The organism is Lactiplantibacillus paraxiangfangensis (genome assembly GCF_036246185.1).
Classification (GTDB): domain Bacteria; phylum Bacillota; class Bacilli; order Lactobacillales; family Lactobacillaceae; genus Lactiplantibacillus; species Lactiplantibacillus paraxiangfangensis.
In genome coordinates, this window is the sequence record NZ_BTPW01000001.1 from 68,521 (window position 1) to 86,976 (window position 18,456).

General features: G+C 45.9%; 17 protein-coding genes. 12 read left to right on the forward strand and 5 right to left on the reverse strand.

What is annotated here, in order from left to right:
- Positions 1–147 precede the first annotated feature (147 nt).
- A complete protein-coding gene (locus AAA939_RS00340; protein ID WP_338207626.1) occupies positions 148–1,020 on the reverse strand; it encodes a LysR family transcriptional regulator in 873 nt (290 codons plus the stop codon).
- A 115-nt stretch (positions 1,021–1,135) separates the two neighbouring features.
- On the opposite strand from AAA939_RS00340, the gene AAA939_RS00345 reads away from it, so the two are divergent.
- A complete protein-coding gene (locus AAA939_RS00345) occupies positions 1,136–2,005 on the forward strand; it encodes an aldo/keto reductase (protein WP_338207625.1) in 870 nt (289 codons plus the stop codon).
- 4 nt (positions 2,006–2,009) lie between these two features.
- Positions 2,010–2,870 (forward strand): aldo/keto reductase, encoded by an 861-nt coding sequence (locus AAA939_RS00350; protein ID WP_338207624.1) that lies wholly within the window; start codon positions 2,010–2,012, stop codon positions 2,868–2,870.
- 53 nt (positions 2,871–2,923) lie between these two features.
- On the opposite strand, the gene AAA939_RS00355 is transcribed toward AAA939_RS00350, so the two are convergent.
- Positions 2,924–3,811, reverse strand: a complete 888-nt coding sequence (locus tag AAA939_RS00355; RefSeq protein WP_338207623.1) for a LysR family transcriptional regulator — start codon at positions 3,809–3,811, stop codon at positions 2,924–2,926.
- Between the two features lie 143 nt (positions 3,812–3,954).
- Here AAA939_RS00355 and AAA939_RS00360 point away from each other — a divergent pair, with 143 nt between their 5' ends.
- The 3 genes from AAA939_RS00360 to AAA939_RS00370 are packed head-to-tail and all read left to right on the forward strand — an operon-like array spanning position 3,955 to position 5,895.
- Positions 3,955–4,698: an SDR family oxidoreductase gene (locus AAA939_RS00360; RefSeq protein ID WP_338207622.1), complete on the forward strand. Its 744-nt coding sequence runs from the start codon at positions 3,955–3,957 to the stop codon at positions 4,696–4,698.
- A 14-nt stretch (positions 4,699–4,712) separates the two neighbouring features.
- Positions 4,713–5,096 (forward strand): DUF2255 family protein, encoded by a 384-nt coding sequence (locus AAA939_RS00365; protein WP_338207621.1) that lies wholly within the window; start codon positions 4,713–4,715, stop codon positions 5,094–5,096.
- 43 nt (positions 5,097–5,139) lie between these two features.
- A complete protein-coding gene (locus AAA939_RS00370) occupies positions 5,140–5,895 on the forward strand; it encodes an SDR family oxidoreductase (RefSeq protein ID WP_338207620.1) in 756 nt (251 codons plus the stop codon).
- A 122-nt stretch (positions 5,896–6,017) separates the two neighbouring features.
- On the opposite strand, the gene AAA939_RS00375 is transcribed toward AAA939_RS00370, so the two are convergent.
- Positions 6,018–7,004 carry an aldo/keto reductase gene (locus tag AAA939_RS00375; protein ID WP_338207619.1) on the reverse strand — a complete coding sequence of 329 codons (987 nt, stop codon included), beginning with the start codon at positions 7,002–7,004 and terminating at the stop codon, positions 6,018–6,020.
- 13 nt (positions 7,005–7,017) lie between these two features.
- Positions 7,018–7,944, reverse strand: a complete 927-nt coding sequence (locus tag AAA939_RS00380; RefSeq protein WP_338207618.1) for a DMT family transporter — start codon at positions 7,942–7,944, stop codon at positions 7,018–7,020.
- 85 nt (positions 7,945–8,029) lie between these two features.
- Here AAA939_RS00380 and AAA939_RS00385 point away from each other — a divergent pair, with 85 nt between their 5' ends.
- From AAA939_RS00385 to AAA939_RS00395, 3 genes are all read left to right on the forward strand, one after another.
- Positions 8,030–8,560: a MerR family transcriptional regulator gene (locus AAA939_RS00385; protein ID WP_338207617.1), complete on the forward strand. Its 531-nt coding sequence runs from the start codon at positions 8,030–8,032 to the stop codon at positions 8,558–8,560.
- Positions 8,561–8,835: 275 nt separating this feature from the next.
- Positions 8,836–9,906 carry a cation diffusion facilitator family transporter gene (locus tag AAA939_RS00390; protein ID WP_338207616.1) on the forward strand — a complete coding sequence of 357 codons (1,071 nt, stop codon included), beginning with the start codon at positions 8,836–8,838 and terminating at the stop codon, positions 9,904–9,906.
- Positions 9,907–10,027: 121 nt separating this feature from the next.
- Positions 10,028–10,183 carry a hypothetical protein gene (locus tag AAA939_RS00395; protein WP_338207615.1) on the forward strand — a complete coding sequence of 52 codons (156 nt, stop codon included), beginning with the start codon at positions 10,028–10,030 and terminating at the stop codon, positions 10,181–10,183.
- A 244-nt stretch (positions 10,184–10,427) separates the two neighbouring features.
- On the opposite strand, the gene AAA939_RS00400 is transcribed toward AAA939_RS00395, so the two are convergent.
- Positions 10,428–10,946, reverse strand: coding sequence for a MarR family winged helix-turn-helix transcriptional regulator (locus AAA939_RS00400; RefSeq protein WP_338207614.1), 519 nt, complete (start codon positions 10,944–10,946; stop codon positions 10,428–10,430).
- A 151-nt stretch (positions 10,947–11,097) separates the two neighbouring features.
- Between AAA939_RS00400 and AAA939_RS00405 the strand changes: the two genes are divergently transcribed.
- The 4 genes from AAA939_RS00405 to AAA939_RS00420 all read left to right on the forward strand — a co-directional run bounded on the left by AAA939_RS00405 (position 11,098) and on the right by AAA939_RS00420 (position 18,346).
- Positions 11,098–12,033 (forward strand): ATP-binding cassette domain-containing protein, encoded by a 936-nt coding sequence (locus AAA939_RS00405; protein WP_338207613.1) that lies wholly within the window; start codon positions 11,098–11,100, stop codon positions 12,031–12,033.
- A gap of 16 nt (positions 12,034–12,049) precedes the next feature.
- Positions 12,050–12,823: an ABC transporter permease gene (locus AAA939_RS00410; protein WP_338207612.1), complete on the forward strand. Its 774-nt coding sequence runs from the start codon at positions 12,050–12,052 to the stop codon at positions 12,821–12,823.
- A gap of 88 nt (positions 12,824–12,911) precedes the next feature.
- Positions 12,912–15,452, forward strand: a complete 2,541-nt coding sequence (locus AAA939_RS00415) for an AAA family ATPase (RefSeq protein ID WP_338207611.1) — start codon at positions 12,912–12,914, stop codon at positions 15,450–15,452.
- A 509-nt stretch (positions 15,453–15,961) separates the two neighbouring features.
- A complete protein-coding gene (locus AAA939_RS00420; protein WP_338230385.1) occupies positions 15,962–18,346 on the forward strand; it encodes a hypothetical protein in 2,385 nt (794 codons plus the stop codon).
- Positions 18,347–18,456 lie beyond the last annotated feature (110 nt).

Consider the following 18,456-nt stretch of genomic DNA (forward strand, 5'->3'; position numbering starts at 1 on the left):
TGAGTTAAAACAAAGTAGCCACTTTCAAGCTGTTCGGTTGGCACTGATTTTTGACATTAATAACAATAGACCAACTGTCTTTAGCGGCGTCAGATAGCTTTGGTGTGCTGTGGTGGTAGTAATTTTAAAGTTATTAATTTTTAGAAATTAATCTGCTGGAAACGACTTAATCAATTGATCAAGCAGTGGCGCCACCTGTTTTTTGTCCCGGGTCAAATAGGTCGCGTAAATGCCCATTTTGGCACTGTCATCGGTGATGGGCAGGGTGACGCGGCCGTCATCGTTGGCTAAAGACTCGTGGTAAGCGGGTTCTAGCGGGGCGAGGTTCGTGCTGAAAAAAGGAAAGTCGGAAAACCGGGTGATCTCAGAAAAGGCGTCGCGCTGTTCTTGATAGAAAAAGTTTGCGTCCGGAATCGCCCTTTGAATAATCTGGCGCCAGGGGCCGATGTCGTTCATCACAATAAAACTGAGATCTTTAAGCTCTGCGAAAGTAATCTTTTCCTGATTCGCTTGGTACATAAATTTGTTGAGGTGGACCGATAGCTTCTCCACGCCAATCATTTTAGAACTAAGATGCGCAGTGTTGATTTCCTGGTTAGAAAAAACGACGGAATAGTGGTGTTGCGTCAATGCAGAACTAATTGTGTCCGCTGGCAAAAGTTGTGAATCGACGGTAACGTGGTCGGAATTAGCGTACGGTGCTAACAAGAGTAGCGGCCCTGGAATGGTTGTGGCCAGTTTTAGCACCCGTTGTGTCTTGTCAAAGTCACGGGTGGTCGTCACTAAGTCGTGATTTGCTTGTAGCAGAGTGACTGCCTTTTTAGCGGCCAATTGACCCGTGGCAGTTAGGCTAACGCGGTTGGGTTGGCGGTCAAAGAGTTGAACGCCCAGGTCGGTTTCTAATTTTTGGAGGCCACGAGTCACCGTTGGTTGGGTGACGTTGAGTTGTTCGGCGGTTTTAGCAAGCGTGCCGGTGGCGGCAAAGGTCACGAGTTCTTGCAGTAAGTAGTTATCTAGCATTTAATTCACCTCAGTATACGTTACTTGTATACTAGCATGCTAAAGTAGTAATTTTCAAACAATCGGGCTGGGGTTAAAGTAATCACAGATAAACAAAAGAAAGCAGGAAAATCAAATGACAACAGTCCCAACGGTAAAATTAAACAATGGTGTCGAAATGCCCCAGCTCGGTTTCGGGGTCTTTCAAGTGCCCGATTTAGCAGAATGTGAAACGGCCGTGACCGAAGCGTTGAACGCCGGCTACCGGCTAATCGACACGGCGACGGCCTATCAAAATGAAGAAGCGGTTGGGAGCGCCATCAAAAAGAGTGGGGTCAAACGCGAAGACTTATTCATCACTTCTAAATTATGGGTTTCAGATTTTACTTATGACCGGGCTAAGAAGGGCATCGATGCTTCACTCGAACGCCTCGGCTTAGACTACCTAGACCTATACTTGTTACACCAACCTTATGGCGATACCATGGGCGCTTGGCGGGCATTGGAAGAGGCGTACCACGCGGGTAAAATTCGGGCAATCGGGGTTTCGAACTTTTACGCGGATCAATTGAAAAATTTGGAACTAACCATGACTGTTAAACCGGTCGTTAATCAAATCGAAGTGAACCCGTGGTACCAACAATCAACCGAAGTCGCTTTTAACCAAGGTGAGGATGTCCGGGTGGAAGCCTGGGCACCGTTTGCGGAAGGCAAGCACGGTATCTTTACGGACCCAACGATTGCTAAAATTGCACAGGCCCACGGCAAGACCGTTGGCCAAGTGATTTTACGGTGGCTATTACAACGCGGTATTACGGTCATTCCAAAGTCCGTGCATCCAGCGCGGATGGTTGAAAATATGTCGGTCTTTGACTTTGAATTAACCGATTCAGAAATGCAAACAATGGCTGACCTTGATCGCCATGAAAGCCAATTCTTTGATCATCGGGATCCCGTAACGATTGAACAAATCTTTGGCTCAAGTCTCAAAAAATTAAAGGAGTAATCAAATGACATCAACAATTAAATTAAACGATGGTAATGCAATTCCAGCAATTGGATTTGGCACGTATCAAATCCCGAGTGACGGCTCAACGTATCAAGCCGTAAGTGAAGCATTGAAATTGGGCTATCGGCATATCGATACCGCTGTGGCCTACTTCAACGAAGCCGAAGTCGGCCAAGCTATTAAGGATAGTGGCATTCCGCGAGAGCAAATTTGGGTGACCAGCAAATTATGGCTGCAAGACTTTGGCTTTGAGGCTGCCACCAAGGCTATCGAGACCTCTTTAACCAAGCTAGGATTGGATTACATGGATCTCTACTTGATCCACCAACCTTACGGCGACGTTCCTGGCGCTTGGCGTGCGATGGAAGCTGCCAAACAAGCCGGTAAAATCAGGTCGATTGGGGTCTCTAATATGACGCCTAAAATTTGGAACAAGTTTGTGCCCCAATTTGCGACGAAACCAGCCGTGAACCAAGTGGAATTCAATCCTTATTTTCAACAAAAGTCATTGCGGCAGTTATTAGCGACGGATGACGTTAAGTTGGAAGCGTGGGCACCATTGGGCCAAGGAAACCAAGCCTTGTTAAATGACCCGGTGATTACGAAACTAGCTGAAAAGTATGGGAAAGACGTGGGCCAAATTATTCTGCGTTTTGAGAATCAAAGTGGTGTCATCGTCTTTCCAAAGTCCGTGCACGTAGCGCGGATCAAGAGTAATCTCGATATCTTTGACTTTGAACTCACACCAACTGAAATGACAGCAATCGAACAGTTGGATACCGGTAAAGGTCGGCATGATCCGGATGCTGCCGGGACGCAGGCAAGGTTATTAGGTGCCTTCGATGTGCACGCAAACGACTAAATCAGAAAAACAAATGCAGGTGACGCTCAAATCGGGGCGTCACCTGCATTTGTTTATTTGGGTAAAGGCAAGTTCAGATTGGCTGAGAGCTGTTTCAAAAACGCATTCGCGGCTGGTGATAAACGTTGATTTTTGACCCAGATTAAACTAATGCCAACGGTGAGCCGTGGTTTGAGGGGCACAAAGGTTAAGTCCGATTGGTTCGTGTTAATAACGCCGTCGATGCAAAGGGCGTAGCCGACACCCGCCGAGACTAGCAGCGATGCGTTATACAGTAAATTATAAGTGGCCACCGTTTTAAACTTGGGGGTGCTATCGCCAAACCAGTCTTGCAGTAAATTATTGACGCCGCTCTGGCGCGAAACAATCAGATTTTGGTGTTCCAAATCAGTGAGCGATAAGTGGTCTCGCTTCGCAAGTGGTGAAGAATTTGGGACCAGCAGTCCCCAGCGACTTTCACCGGGAAGCCGCAGAAAATTATAATCACTTTTATCAACGGGATCCATGACAATTCCAAAATCAAAGTTCCCGGATTTTAGGTGGGTATGAATATCGTTAGCGTTAGCACTATTAATATTAAAAGTAATGTTGGGGTACGTCTCTTGGAGCGTATTGATGGCCTGAGCAATGTTTAAAAAGCTGCGGGATTCGGCGCTACCAATCGTTACCGAGCCACTAATATCCGAGGTCTCGTTAATGTTTTCGACGGTTTTATCCGTTAAATCAAGAATTTGATTGACCCGGTGAGAGAAGTATTCGCCGGCTGCCGTCAACTTGATGGTCCGGTTACCGCGGTCAAATAACGTTACTCCGAGTTCAGCTTCTAACTCACGCAACTGCCGGGAAATCGTCGGCTGGGAAACGTGGAGCTGCTTAGCAGCCCGGCTGATGTTCAGTTCAGTAACGACCGTTTGAAAATAACGTAATACTCTTAATTCCATGAGGAGCCTCCTTGATATAACTAAAAAGCATGATTGTTGATTTAATCTAAGCATTAGACATGGACTGTGTCAAGCCGTATTCTAAGTGCATAGCTTGTTGAAGCAAAAAAGTTACTCAAAATAAATTTAGGGAGTTCATATCAATGATTAAAAATAAAGTTGTTCTGATTACCGGCGCTTCAAGTGGAATTGGTGCCGCCACCGCCATGTTACTTGCAAAGAAAGGTGCCAAGTTAGTTTTAGGCGCCCGGCGCGAAGCAAAACTCCAACACTTGGTTAAAGAAATTGAAGCTGCCGGTGGGACCGCCGTTTACCAAACGCTGGATGTCACTGACGCTGACGCGAATAAGCGGATCGTTCAATTTGCAAAGGACACATTTGGTCGCCTTGACGTTATCTTTCTGAATGCTGGCCTGATGCCAAACTCACCACTCTCAGAATTAAAAACCAATGAATGGAACCAGATGGTCGACGTTAACATCAAGGGTGTCTTAAATGGGATTGCCGCGGTTTTGCCAACCTTCAAAGCGCAAAAGTCAGGCCACGTGATTACCACTTCTTCGGTTGCTGGTCTTAAAGCTTATCCGGGTGGTGCGGTCTACGGTGCAACGAAGTGGGCGGTTCGCGACTTAATGGAAGTTTTACGGATGGAATCGGCACAAGAAAACAGTCATATTCGGACGGCAACCATTTACCCAGCTGCAATTCGAACGGAACTGCTTGAAACGATTACCGATCCCGAATCAGCCAAGGGTATGGCTGCCGTTTACGATCAGTATCAGATTGGACCAGACCGGGTTGCCAACGTCGTTGCGTTTGCCATTGACCAACCAGAAGATACCAACGTTAACGAATTTACGGTTGGACCAACCGACCAGCCATGGTAATGGGTGACTAAACGATGACAAACAAATGGACAGCCGCCCAATTAAAGTGTTTTGCAAGCGCCGATGATTTTCGAGTCTCACCTTTTTACAGTGACGGTAAAACCTATGGGACGCCAACGTGGATTTGGTCGGTCGTTGTGGATCAAGATTTATATATTCGGGCTTGGAACGGCGTTCGGTCACGCTGGTATCGCTCGGCGACGACCCAATGCGCGGGACGGATGTTTCTGGCCAAGGCTAACCATGAAATTTCATTTGAGCCCATTAGGGATGCCAACTTGAATGATCGAATTGACCAGGCTTATCAGCGTAAATATGCGGATAGTCCGTATTTAGGGCCAATGATTCAAGCCGGCCCACGCCAATCAACGTTGAGAGTGGTTCCACGCGAAGATTAATTAAGGTGCAAATAATAATCAGTGGTAATTAAGGAGCGGAAATATGAGTATTAAGAATAAAGTTGTCGTGATTACCGGGGCATCGTCAGGAATTGGGCGTGCAACTGCCCGGTTATTAGTGAAAAAGGGTGCCAAAGTCGTTCTGGGGGCGCGGCGTGTTGAGCGACTTGCAGAAATTGCTGAAGAACTTAAGGATGAAGCTGGCGAGGTTGCTGTCAAAGCAACGGATGTTTCAAAGCGGCAAGAAGTGGCAGCGTTACTTGACGTTGCCATGCAACGATTTGGCCGCATCGATGTTTTGTATAATAATGCGGGTGTGATGCCGCAAGGAATGCTGAGCGACCGGGATTACGATGGCTGGAAGCTTGCGGTTGATACTAATATCATGGGTGTGTTGAATGGAATTGGGGAAGTGCTACCAATTTTTGAAAAACAACAAGATGGGTTAGTAATTGCAACGGATTCAGTGGCCGGGCACGTTGTTTATCCGGGGTCAGCGGTGTACAACGGGACCAAGTATGCGGTACGCGCGATTATGGAAGGACTACGCCAGGAAGAAAATAAGCAGGGCATTCGGTCAACCATTATTTCCCCAGGCGCAGTTAAAACGGAGCTAGTGAACAGTGTTCGGGATGAAAAAATCCAAAAGAACGTCCAAGCGCTGCTTGATTCACCTGAAGAAAGTGGCTTAGCGCTTAATCCTGAAGATGTTGCCAACGCCGTTTTGTATGCGATTGATCAACCAAAACACGTGGCTGTGAGTGAAGTCTTGATTCGACCAGCACAGCAACCGGCATAAAACTGATTAGGTTAGAGGGACGAAATCTGAAATAGGGTTCGTCCTTTTACTTTTACACAAAAACTAGGTATCGGTGTTTTTTCATCAATACCTAGTTTTTCTTGTAATCAAATTAATCGTTACTAGTCATTTTGCGACCACTTTCCCAGTACGTTTTCCTCGGTACGACCATTTGCTGGGACTGGAGGAGTTGAGAGTGCCGTAATTGCAGCGTACGTTTCTTCTGATAGGGTTATTTTTAACGACGCAAGTGCGGGTTGTAGTTGGGACACGTTTCTAGCCCCAATCAACGGTGCCGTGATTGATGGGTTATGCAAAATCCACGCAATGGCGAGTGAAATGGGATCGTAATGCGCTTTTTTAGCAAAACTGGTAAATTCAGCCGCCAGTTGGTAGTCGTTCTGATACCTGGCGTGATTAATTTTATCGGTCGCCAAGTGCCCAGTTTGATCCGCAGTTCCAGTACGGCCGTACTTACCCGTAAGCAAACCGCCGCCTAATGGGCTGAACGGTGTTACTGCCAAATGATGCTTAATGGCCATTGGCAAAATGTCAGCCTCGATTTGACGCTTAGCCAGATTATAAAGTGGCTCGATGACTTTCACTTGCGACCAATGGTTAAGTTTTGAAATGCCAATACTTTCCATAATTTGCCAGGCCGCCCAATTACTAACGCCCAAAGCTAAAATCTTACCGCTCTTTTTCAAATCGTTTAAGGTGTCGATGACTTCTTCGATACTTGTTGCTGTGTCAAAATCGTGAATAAGGTAGACATCAACATAGTCTGTTTGTAATCGTTCAAGACTCTGGTCGATTGCATTTAAAATGTGTTTTCTAGACATTCCAGATTTCTGGGTGTTAGAAAAGAAGCCCTTAGTCTGAATAACAAAATCATCCCGATTGCGTTCATGGATCAATTGGCCTAAAAATTCCTCAGATTTTCCATTACCGTAGATGTCGGCCGTATCAAAATAATTAATACCGGCGTCGACGCTGGCGTTGAAAACTTCTCTAGCAGTATTGAAATCAGAACGTGTCCCAAATGACATCGTACCAAGTGCTAATTTTGATACTTTTATCCCAGTATCGGATAGTGTTGTATATTCCATGTACAAAATCCTCCTAGCTAATGACTTCGATCAGCGCAACGCCCACGAACATCACAATAATTCCGACAATCTGAATTGGAACAATTTTTTTAACAGTTGCGCCAAGCAGGCCAAACTGGTCAACAACCAAACTGCCGAGCATTTGACCTAGTAGAGCAAATACCACAAGTGCGCCAGTTCCGATAATTGGCACAAGGTAGGCGTTACCGAATACAAACAAAGCGCCTAAAAAGCCACCAATCCAGATCCACCAGGGCTTTCCTTGCCCAAATGCCAGCCTAATATCGGTAAGTTTACGTTGAAAAAGGCCCACAATGATTAGGAGAATGATTGAGCCCACGGCAAACGAAATTAAGGCGGCGTGCATTGATGAATGCAACACGAGGCCAAGTTCACCGTTGATTGCCGACTGTGAGGCGACTAACATACCGGCAAGCACGCCCGCAATTTGCCACAGCCAAAGGGATTTAGGCTGGTCTTTGGCTTTGCTCGTGCCAAGTGTTGGGACAACGACAATTAAAATGACACCAACGATTAAGACTAACGCACCGATGATTTTTAAAAAATCGAGGGGTTTTTGAGCGACCCGAAACCAGCCAAAGTTATCAATGAGTAAACTCATTAAAATTTGACCTAAGATGGGCATGATGACGGTTTGGACACTCCCTAAAATGGGAAACAATAGGATATTTGCGGTTAGGCCAATGACGCCAACAACGCCGCCTAACCAAGCCCACCAAGGGATAGTGCTCATCACACGGGATGAAATCAAAAGTGATGAATGGGTCAGTAGGGATGTCAGGACTAAGAATACAGTTGCGATTAAAAATGAGATCATTGACGATAGGTAGGGTGATTTTACGAAAATTCTGAGTTTTGAGTTGACGGCTGTTTGAACGGGCAGAAAAATGCCAATAAGGATTGCTAAAGAAAATGTCATGGCTTTATAAATACCTCCTGAAATGTGTTGTGATTACGACAAGTGATATAATAAAGCCTAAACTATGGTTTAGGGCAAGCGTGAAATGAAGAAAATTAAGCATACATATGCAATCAGTGAAGTTTCACAAAAAATAGGTGTTCCAATTTCCACCATTCGTTACTACGATAAGCACAATTTGATTCCACACCTGAAACGTGATGAAAATAATCAACGCGTTTTTAGTGAAGAGAATATCTATATGCTATTGATGGTCATTGGGTTAAAAGAAGTCGGCGTTAAGCTTAAAGATATCGCTGCGTATGTCAAAGCCGATGAAAGTGATAACGCAACGCTTGATTTTCGGTACGACTTTTTGGTTGAGCAAGAAGCAAGTTTGAAAAAACAAATTACCTCGCTACAGGTGGCACTGGCTTATTTGGAGTTCAAAGAATGGTATTACAAAACTTCGATCGAAGCGAAGGATTATCGGTTGCATTTGCGTGATCACTCAATGGAAATGGATCCACGGACGTTTGATGACTACGTCAAAGAAACCGGAGCCTTTAAGGATACCGAAGCGTTCAAAAAGTACTTATCTGAGCGTAATATTGATGAACAGTTGCGTGAACTTTAATGAATTATTAGGCCTAAATATTAGTAAGAATAATATTTAGCTTTTAAATCGGGGTCAGGCATGGTATGATTGCTTTCATAGGCGTTACCCATGGTCGGGTACGTTCGAAAATCCTGACAATTGCGTTGTGAGGTGGAGAGTCCTCGGATTTTATAATCCGGGGGCTTTTTTGTGGTGTAGTTAGCCGAAACGTACGCAACTGGTTTGCCTTTTGGTGATAACGATTGAATTTTAAGTCAGTCGCTTTACCAACTCCCGTTAAGAGATGATTTAAAATGGTATTTTTCCGGTGGCTTTGTTTTGAAAAGTTAGTTGCTAGTCGTATGTTAACGCTGTTAAGAAAATACAAAGGACTGATTATTTTGAAGACACCGGAGCCAACCGACTGGCAGCAGATTCAGCACCAGGTTGTTAGTAGTTTAAAGACGGCGCGTCGCCGCCTATGGGCGAATGTCGTCGTTTACTTTGCACTGTTCTTAGTAGAGTACTACTATGCGCGGCTTGGACATTCACAAACGTTACGGGCGGATGCGTTTAATAATTTATCTGGAATTGTCTCAACGGGACTCTTATTAACGGGATTATACATTGCAACTGAAACTCACGATGACGATTTATTCGGGGCCCCAATCTCTCCAGCTGAACAGAAATCAATGGGTCCCCGCATACAACAGTCTCGCTTCCGCTTTGAGACGATTTATACCCTGATTACCGGGATTATTATGATGGGACTTGCACTGGAAATTATGTTTCAAAGCGGGCAGACATTGCTAGCCAAGGTACCGCCAAAGACGCCGTTACCGATTGCTGGTTTTGGTGCGGCGTTTTCAGGTCTCACCCTCTTGATCTTGTGGATAGTCAACCACCATTGGAGCCAGAAACTAAAAAATGCCGCTTTAACGGCGGCTAGTCGGGACACCTTTAGTGATGCATTGACGAGTCTAGTGACCGTGGCAACGGTATTTGGAACGACTTGGTTAAAAATTCCGTGGTTGGATAGTGTGGCTAGTATGTTGCTAGGTATTTTTATTTTCCACGCTGGACTGCATATTTTCCAAGAGAGTAGTTTGAATTTAGTCGATTATTTCGACCCATATTTGGAGAAGCGGTATCAAATGCAGATTGAAAGCCTCAAGGCGGTAAAGCGGGTGACCTTCTTACGGGCACATTACGATGGTAATTTGATTCTGTTGGATGTCACAATCGCTGTTGATGGTGAGTCTACGGCGGTTCAAATTTATGAATTAAGCCAAGTAATCAACACGATGATGTGGGCGCAATTCAGTGTTATGGCGACGAATGTTATGACTGTTCCAGCTGATTTAAATCCGGTAGTAAATGATTAGGGTTGATGTGGTTAACATCGCGGCGTGGCTAATAAGGGTAGTGGTTCTAGTTGTTGATATGGCCTTGATTTGTTAAGCTTAGGTTAATGGTGATTGACACAACGGTTAACGGAGGAACGCGATGATTAACGTCTTAGCCAGCGGTTTTCTATTTGTGGGTGGTGCGATAATGATGACGGTAGTCTACTTTGGCAGAATCGTCCCAATTTTGGGCGCTGTTTGTACCGCAATTGGCGCAGGTTGGCTATTATACCAGCTGTTTTTAGAAGATAACTAAGTGGTAATATGAAAAGCCAAGCAGAAATTTTTTTGGGGGGCTGCTGAAAAATTAAACAGTCATTTTAAAATGCCCCACTCAAGCTTAAAAATAGCCAGCAAAGCGGATAAGTTCTCCCACTTTGCTGGCTATTTGACTACCTATTTTGTGAATCTATTTCTAAAAATCTCGGATTTCTGACTTCTTCAGCAGCCTCGAATTCTTCTGGTTGGCTTTTCCTATTACGCTCATTTTTGCGTGGCAATCAAAGAAACCAGTCGCGTAAACGGTCGGTTATACTATCGTGAAATTTATCGTACCAAGACGGATTGGCGGTACTGATTTCGTCGTACAGGCTGTCGTTCATTTTCGTCAAAATTGCGGACAGTTGGTCTAACTCGGTGTCAGTCAAGTTCTTCAAATACTCTGGCACCTTTGCGGATTCCTTGGTGGCACTTTTTCGTCCGGCACTGGTCAGGCGAATGACCGTTTTGCGCCGGTCAGTCGTCGACTTTTCCTTGGTTACTAACCGTTTTTTGACCAGCTTATTCACAAATTCTGCGGTGGACTGTGCCGTCAGATTTAGCTGAGTAGCGAGATCTTTTTGTGAGAGTCCGTCGGTTTTGGATAGGGCCAGCAGGATTTTTCCCTGTCCTTGGAATAACGATTGGTGTTCACCCTTATCCGCGTGGGTGCGGTGATAAATTTCATCAGCCGTGTGTTTGACCATGTTGAATTCGATCAATTTACCGGCTGCGTTTTTTTGTTTGATTAAATTAGGCATTGAATCGCCTCCATACTGCCATTATACCTGACAACGTTTTGAAATGGCATCCAGGATGTTAACGAAAAGATTGACAAATTAATCAGGGGGCCTTATGATGTTTTTTGTTCAGGGGGACCTGATTAAAAATAAAGCGTAAGAGGGAATTAATATGACAACGATTAATGCGATTGAAGTTAGCCATTTAACGAAGCGGTTTGCACAAAAAACGGTCGTTGATGATATTTCATTTAGCGTAAAACCCGGGGAAGTCTTTGGCCTACTTGGCCCAAACGGCGCGGGGAAAACGACGACTTTACGGATGATGACGACGTTACTCAAGGCCGATGCGGGCCAGGTTAAAATTTTCGGTCACGATACGGTTAAAGAGGGGCGGTTAGCACGTTCGATGTTTGGTTTGACCGGCCAATACGCCTCCGTCGATGAAGATATCTCTGCACGGGAGAACTTAATGATTTTTTCCCGGTTAAATGGGCTTTCACGTCAAGATGCCAAGGCACGGACGGCTGAATTACTCGCAGAATTTTCGTTGGAAAATTCCGCGGATAAGGCGTTGAAAAACTTTTCTGGCGGGATGCGGCGCCGGCTGGATTTGGCCGTTAGCTTGATTACCCGACCGGCCCTCATTTTTTTAGACGAACCCACCACGGGACTTGATCCGCGGACCCGCACACAGATGTGGACGACCATCCGCAAGCTAGTGCAAGAAGGTTCTACGATCGTTTTAACGACGCAGTACTTAGACGAAGCGGATCAATTAGCTGATCACTTGGCCGTCATTGACCACGGTAAGGTTGTGAAAATGGGGACCCCGGCTGAACTCAAGCAACAAATCGGCGGGACGAAGCTAGCCTTCACCGTGAACGACCAGGCGCAAGTGGCCCGGGCATTTACGTTACTAGGGACACAAGTGACGAGTGCCGTTCAACAAACGGGTCAGCAACTGAGTGTTAGCTTAAAACAACTGACCCAGCTCACCCCGATTTTAGAGGCGCTCACCCAGGCTAAGATCGCCATCAGCCAATTATCCGTCCAAGAACCGTCACTCGACGACGTCTTTATGAATTTGACCGTCGGCAAGAACTAAGAAAGAGGCATGCAAAATGGAAGTACAAACACACAGTGGTAACGTTTTGATGAATACCGCAACGATGGCTTACCGCAACTTACTCAAAACCGTCCACAATCCGGACCAGTTCATGGACGTGATCGTCCAACCGGTGATGTTTATGTTAATGTTCACCTACCTATTTGGTGGGGCGATTGCCGGTGGGGTGCAGGCTTACCTACCCACGATTGTTCCTGGGATTTTGATTCAGACCATGTTATCCGCGTCTTCTGGTTCGGGCGCACAAATTCGAGAAGACCTTGATTCGGGCGTCTTTGACCGGTTTAAGTCGTTACCGATGGCGCACATTGCGCCGCTTGCGGGGCAACTCTTTGGTGATATCTTGCGCTTGGTGATTGCGACAATCACGTCACTGACAACGGGCTACTTGATTGGTTGGCGCCCGGACGTTAGCTTTGGCTGGATTATCGTGATTGGCCTGTTAGCCATTTTGACGGGCTGGGCGTTGTCGTGGTTGTTTGCGTTGGTCGGGTTACTCGCCAAGAGTGCGGGGACCGTACAAAGCTTTTCGTTGATTACGATGCTGGCGCTGTCCTTTATGTCGAACGCCTTTGTTCCGTTGAAATCGTTAACCAGGCCATTGCGCGTGATTGCGAACTTCAATCCGGTAACTTACGTGATTACGGCTATCCGGCAAATCTTGGCAACCGGAAGCTGGACGCACGAAGCGTTGTTAGTTTTAGGGTTTGATATCCTGATTGTGGCCATTTTTGCCCCGTTAACCGTGTGGGCTTATGACCGCAACTAATGTTGAATGGTCCGTACTTGCTGCCTTAAATCGGAACGCTTTTAAAACTATCCTTAGTAGTATAGGATTGAATTAAAGGTGGCTAATTATGGTAACGAGTGAAAAACAAATTGAGCATATTAGTGTACGGGGCGGCAACGTCCATAACTTAAAAAATATTAATGTCGATATTCCATTGAATCAGTTTGTGGCGATTTCTGGTCCGTCGGGATCGGGGAAAAGTTCTTTAGCCATGGGCATTTTGTACGCGGAAGGGTCGCGGCGCTACTTAGAGGCGCTATCGACTTATACTAGACGACGAATTGGCCAAAGCAAACGGTCGCAGGTGCAGGAAGTCAAACACATTCCGTCCGCAATTGCACTCCGGCAACGGCCAAGCGTTCCTTCTGAACGGTCAACGGTGGGCTCAATGAGTGAGTTATTCAACGTCGTTCGGTTGATTTTCTCACGTTTGGGTTCCATGGTCTGTCCCAACGGGCATCGGATTGCACCTAGTTTAAAGGTGGCCCAAGCGATGGACTTGCCGGGTGGCGTGGACAGTAAGATGGGCTACGTGACTTGCCCAGAGTGCGGGGTCGAATTTATGGCCAAATCCGCGGAAGACTTTGCCTTCAACTCTGGTGGAGCCTGTCCTGAATGCCACGGAACCGGGAAAGTGCGTGAATTAGACGAAGCCAAACTGATTGGTGATGAGAGTTTAAGCCTTGCCGAAGGGGTCGTGGCTTCATGGCACTTGCCAGGCCGGAACTTCATGCCGACAGTGGCGGAAACGCTGGGCGTTCGCATCAATGTGCCGTATAAGGATTTAACGGACCACGAAAAAGACATCGTGCTCAACGGTGCGAAGAAACAGTACCCGGTTGATTTTCGAACTTCGACGGGGCGGGTTTTCCACACCGATAAGACGTTATATGAAAATGCCCACGCAGCCGTTTATGATTCCCTTAAAACGGTTAAAAGTGACCGGGCAATCAATCAAGTTAATCAATTTTTCCACTTCTCAGTATGTCCAACTTGCCACGGGACTCGGTTAAATCCAGAACTATTAACCCAATTAGTTGGTGGCAAAAACATTGCTGAAGTGGCGGACCTTACGCTGGGAACGTTATCCGATTGGGTCTCTAAGTCCAAAGAAAGTTTACCCCAAGAAATGACCGGCATGGCGACCATCCTATTTAAGAACTTAACGGATACGTTACGGCCACTCCTTGAATTAGGGTTGGACTACTTAACGCTATCGCGGAATGGGAATACTTTGTCCACCGGTGAACTTCAGCGGCTGCAACTAGCTAAGACGATTCGCACGGAGACGACCGGGGTCTTATACGTTTTGGATGAACCGTCGATTGGGTTACATCCCGATAACGTCAAGGGGCTCATCCGAATCTTTAGGGAGCTGATTGCGCAGGGCAACTCGTTAGTGGTCGTCGATCATGAAGTCGATATCATTGAAGCAGCGGATTGGGTGATCGAGATTGGTCCCGGTTCGGGGGATGCTGGCGGAAACGTTATTGCTGAAGGCACGCCTCAAGATTTGGTGGGCAATCCGCAATCGCTAATTGGCCCTTATATCTCTGGTAAGGCTGACATTATGCATGAAAAAGTGCCCGTGGCTAAAAAGGCGAGTGACCTTGACACTGATTTCGAAGTTAAGGATTACTTTAACTTACGCGATGTGGCGGTCTCAATTCCTGGAAACGAGATAACGGCGGTGACCGGTTTTTCCGGCGCTGGGAAAACCAGTCTGATTTTAGATAGTCTGGTGCCAGCCATCAAAGCGGTTAACGAAAAGGCGGCTTTGCCGAAACAAGTGACAAAGCTGAAGACCCATTTAACGGACGTGGTGTCCGTGGATGCAAAACCCATTGGGAAAAACACCCGTTCAACGATTGCGACTTACACGACGATTATGGATAATTTGCGCCGGCTGTTTGCGAGTTTACCAGCGGCGAAAGCGAAAAAGTATGGCCTGGCTTATTTTTCATATAACAATAAGCAGGGGGCGTGTGAACAGTGTGGGGGACTAGGGACGATTACCCTGGATATTCAATACTTGCCAGACATGGAAGAAGTCTGCCCTTACTGTCACGGCGCGCGTTACAAGGATGAAATTCAAGCAATCAAGTGGCACGACTATAGCATTGTTGACCTGTTGAATTTGTCGGTTCGCGAGGCGTTGAGTGTCTTTGAAACGGTTCCGAAAATTGAAAAACAGCTACAGTTGCTTGATGAGATGGGATTAGGTTACCTGCACTTAGGTGAAAGTACGCCTAGTTTATCCGGTGGTGAAGCGCAACGTTTAAAGCTCATGAGCCATCTGAACAAGCGCCAAAGCAAGACGTTGTTTATTTTTGACGAACCGTCCGTTGGGTTACACCCGCAAGACGTGCAAACGTTGTTGGGTGTCATCAATAGCTTGAAGGCGAAGGGTGCGACGATTATTATCATCACCCATGACCTTGACCTGATGACGAACGCTGATTATTTGATCGATTTGGGCCCAAAGGGTGGTCAGGCCGGTGGTCAGTTAATGGCTAGTGGTAAACCTGAACAGCTAATTAAAACGAGCAAGAGTTTGACGCTGGACTATTTGAAGGCGCACTTTGAGAAGTTCGATTTAGCGTATTAGCAGTTAAATTGATTTTACCCGCTAAAGTGACTAATTTAAGATAGTCAATAGTATAAATACACACTAAGCCTAGCCCTGCCAAACTGGTGGAGCTAGGCTTAGTGTGTTTTGTGATTCTAATTATGGAACAGGCTGTAGTATCTTTTCTTGCTGTTAATATAAAAATAATAATAAAAATAAGGTTAAACCATTATAAAATTCGGCCGATGTACGAATTACCTGTTAAAATAGTTATGTAGGAACATAAAAATATTATTGTTTGATAAGCAGTGTGGCTATTTTTTGCATTTATCGTTATACTATGAAACTTATATATAAGGTCTGGTTAATTGAGGTCACTGTTTCAATCTGAGCTGTACATAGGACAATGATGATGGCATTAGTCTTTAAACACTAGCTAGTTTGAACGATGTAACGGTAGCGGTACGGCGTGAAGTAGCCAGATGCGGGTTGTGCTTAGGGGTTGCCATATAAATAGTGCGTGAAAACTGAATAAGGGGATTGTAATCATGAATAAAAAAATCACAGCTACGTTAATTATTACTGCGGCGGCGTTAGGATCCGGTACTTTTAAGGCTAAGGCTGATACGGTTAATCAAAGTAGTGCGGGCAAAGCTTCATCCGTTAGTACTGTTACACAAACTAGTAGCGCTAAGACCGCTACTAGTGCGGCGTCTCAAACGCACGCGGCCGTGAGTCAGGCGCAAAAAAACGTTTCTGCTGCTACTAGTAGCGTTTCAACGGCTACTGAAGCTCAGTCGACTGCTCAAGTTGCAGCCAGCAGTGCGGCTCAGGCAGCTTCGGATGAAACCGCTAAGTTAAGTCAACTTTCCCCGGATGAGCTGAATCAAGAAAAAGTTGCTGCGACTAAAGCAGTGACTGACGATACGGTTAAGGTACAAACAACGACCACTGATTTAACTGCGGCTAAGAGCCAAGCAGCTAGTGCGACTTCTAACGTGGCGGGTGCGACGTCAACGGCTACCGTGGCGACCAGTGATTTACAACAAGCTAAGGATACGGCTGGCAGTGCCCAGGTAGCAACGAGTCAGGCGAACGTGGCGGTTAATGCGGCTGAAGATAATGTTAATCAGTTGCAAGAACAGCTGGATGCGCAACCGAAAGTTAAGGTTGACGGTCAAACGTGGAAGAGTCTAAATGCTGAAGAACAGGCTGTTCATCGATTGCCACTGTTGCAACAGTTTGCTGCGGAAAAAGCTTATGAGTCGAAAGCAATAGTATTTATGGACCAAGTTAAAGCCGACAATAGCTATACGGCTTCTGAGGTTGACAAGGCGACTAAGGTTGCTAATTTGAATGCAGTAACTCAGGAACAGTGGGCGGATTTGACCAGGTTTGCCTTGGTTGTGATTAATCAACTGTTGGCACAGTGGAATGGTGACAATAGTCATAATATTACAAGTACACTTGAAGATATAACGTTGGGTCAACAATTTGTGCGTGAATATGGAGGAAATACCTTATTAGAAGATTTACTCAAAAATCTTAGCCAACAATATGATTTCGATTCTGCTACTGATGATAATGTTAATCCTGGTAGTGATTTTACTTTGGCAGATGAAATAAGTGCTGGAACGCTGACGATTGGAAACATGAAAGAAGTAATCTATCGAACTACCATGAAATGGACAGAAGTTCCTGACCTGCCTGATTCAGACATCTTATCCGATAGTTATCTTGCGCTTGGTATTGATGACCATGGCGAAATTCATGAGATCATTCATACGCCGTTCAATACACCTAATTCAGCGAATACCACGTTGATTACACCCGTGGATTTTGCTGCTCAACTAGCGACGGCCAAAGCCGATTTAGCAACCAAGACAGCGGATGCTAAAACAAAAGCTATTGCACTTGACCAAGCCAACGCAGCGGTAGCTGATGCGACGGATCACAATGAGCAGGCCCAAGCAGCATTGCAAGCTGCACAGCAGGAATTGGCGGCCAAGGTGGCTGACGTGCAAACTTTAACGGCACAGTTAACGGCCGCACAGATACAATTAGCTAAGGATCTAGCTTGGCTAGCAAGTCTAAACCAAGCGATTGCAAATTTGAAAGCCGCCATTGCTAAGCAGACTGAAGTGGTGGCCCAGGCTCAGGAAATGGTTGTTGCCACGGGAAAAGCACTCAATGATGCCAATTCGGCGTTAGTTGCTGCTAAAGTGGCCTTACAACGTGCGCAAATGCAATTAACTGCGGCTCAAGCAAACGACGTGAATAATCACCCTAGTCAACCAGTAGTCACAACGCCAGCCAAACCAGTCGATGTTCCTGACGAAGTAGAAAAACCGAGCACTGTTCCCGATAATGGTAGTCAATCAGTGGTCACGGCTCCCACCAAGCCAGTTGATGTTCCTGACAAGGTAGTGACGTCCCCAACGCAACCAAGCGTTGTTCCCACCAACGGAAAGCAGCCGGTGGTGAAGGTCGCAACCAAGCCAATCGGTGTTGCTGATAAGCCAATAACGTTTCCGACGCAGCCAACTAGTGTTTCCAGCAACGGTAGTCATTCGGTGACGATCACTTCAACGCGACCAGTCAGTGTTAATAGTCAGCGCCAACCAGAGACTAACGAGCAAGTAACTCGGCCTGAGAAGAGTGTGGTGCTACCAAGTGGCAAACCGGCTAGAACGTTACGGGTCTTGACGCCAGCGAAGCTTCAATACAAGCACGAGCGGGTGAATATTGGGTCATACCGACCTAATATTGGCGGCACGGTGGTCATGCCAATCCATCAGTCGAATAGTTCGATTCAAGGTGCGACGTTGCCACAAACTAATGAAAAAAATACCGGCAATCAGGGCATATTTGCAGGTGTGCTAGCGTTATTATTGACCACTATTTCGTTATTTGGATTTAAGCGGCAACGATAGCATAGTATTTAGTATTAATGATCCAATCAATATTGATAATGTGCTTTAAAAAGTATGCGAAACTACCTTTTGGCCCACGTTGCGACGATAGCAATAGGAAAAGCCAATCA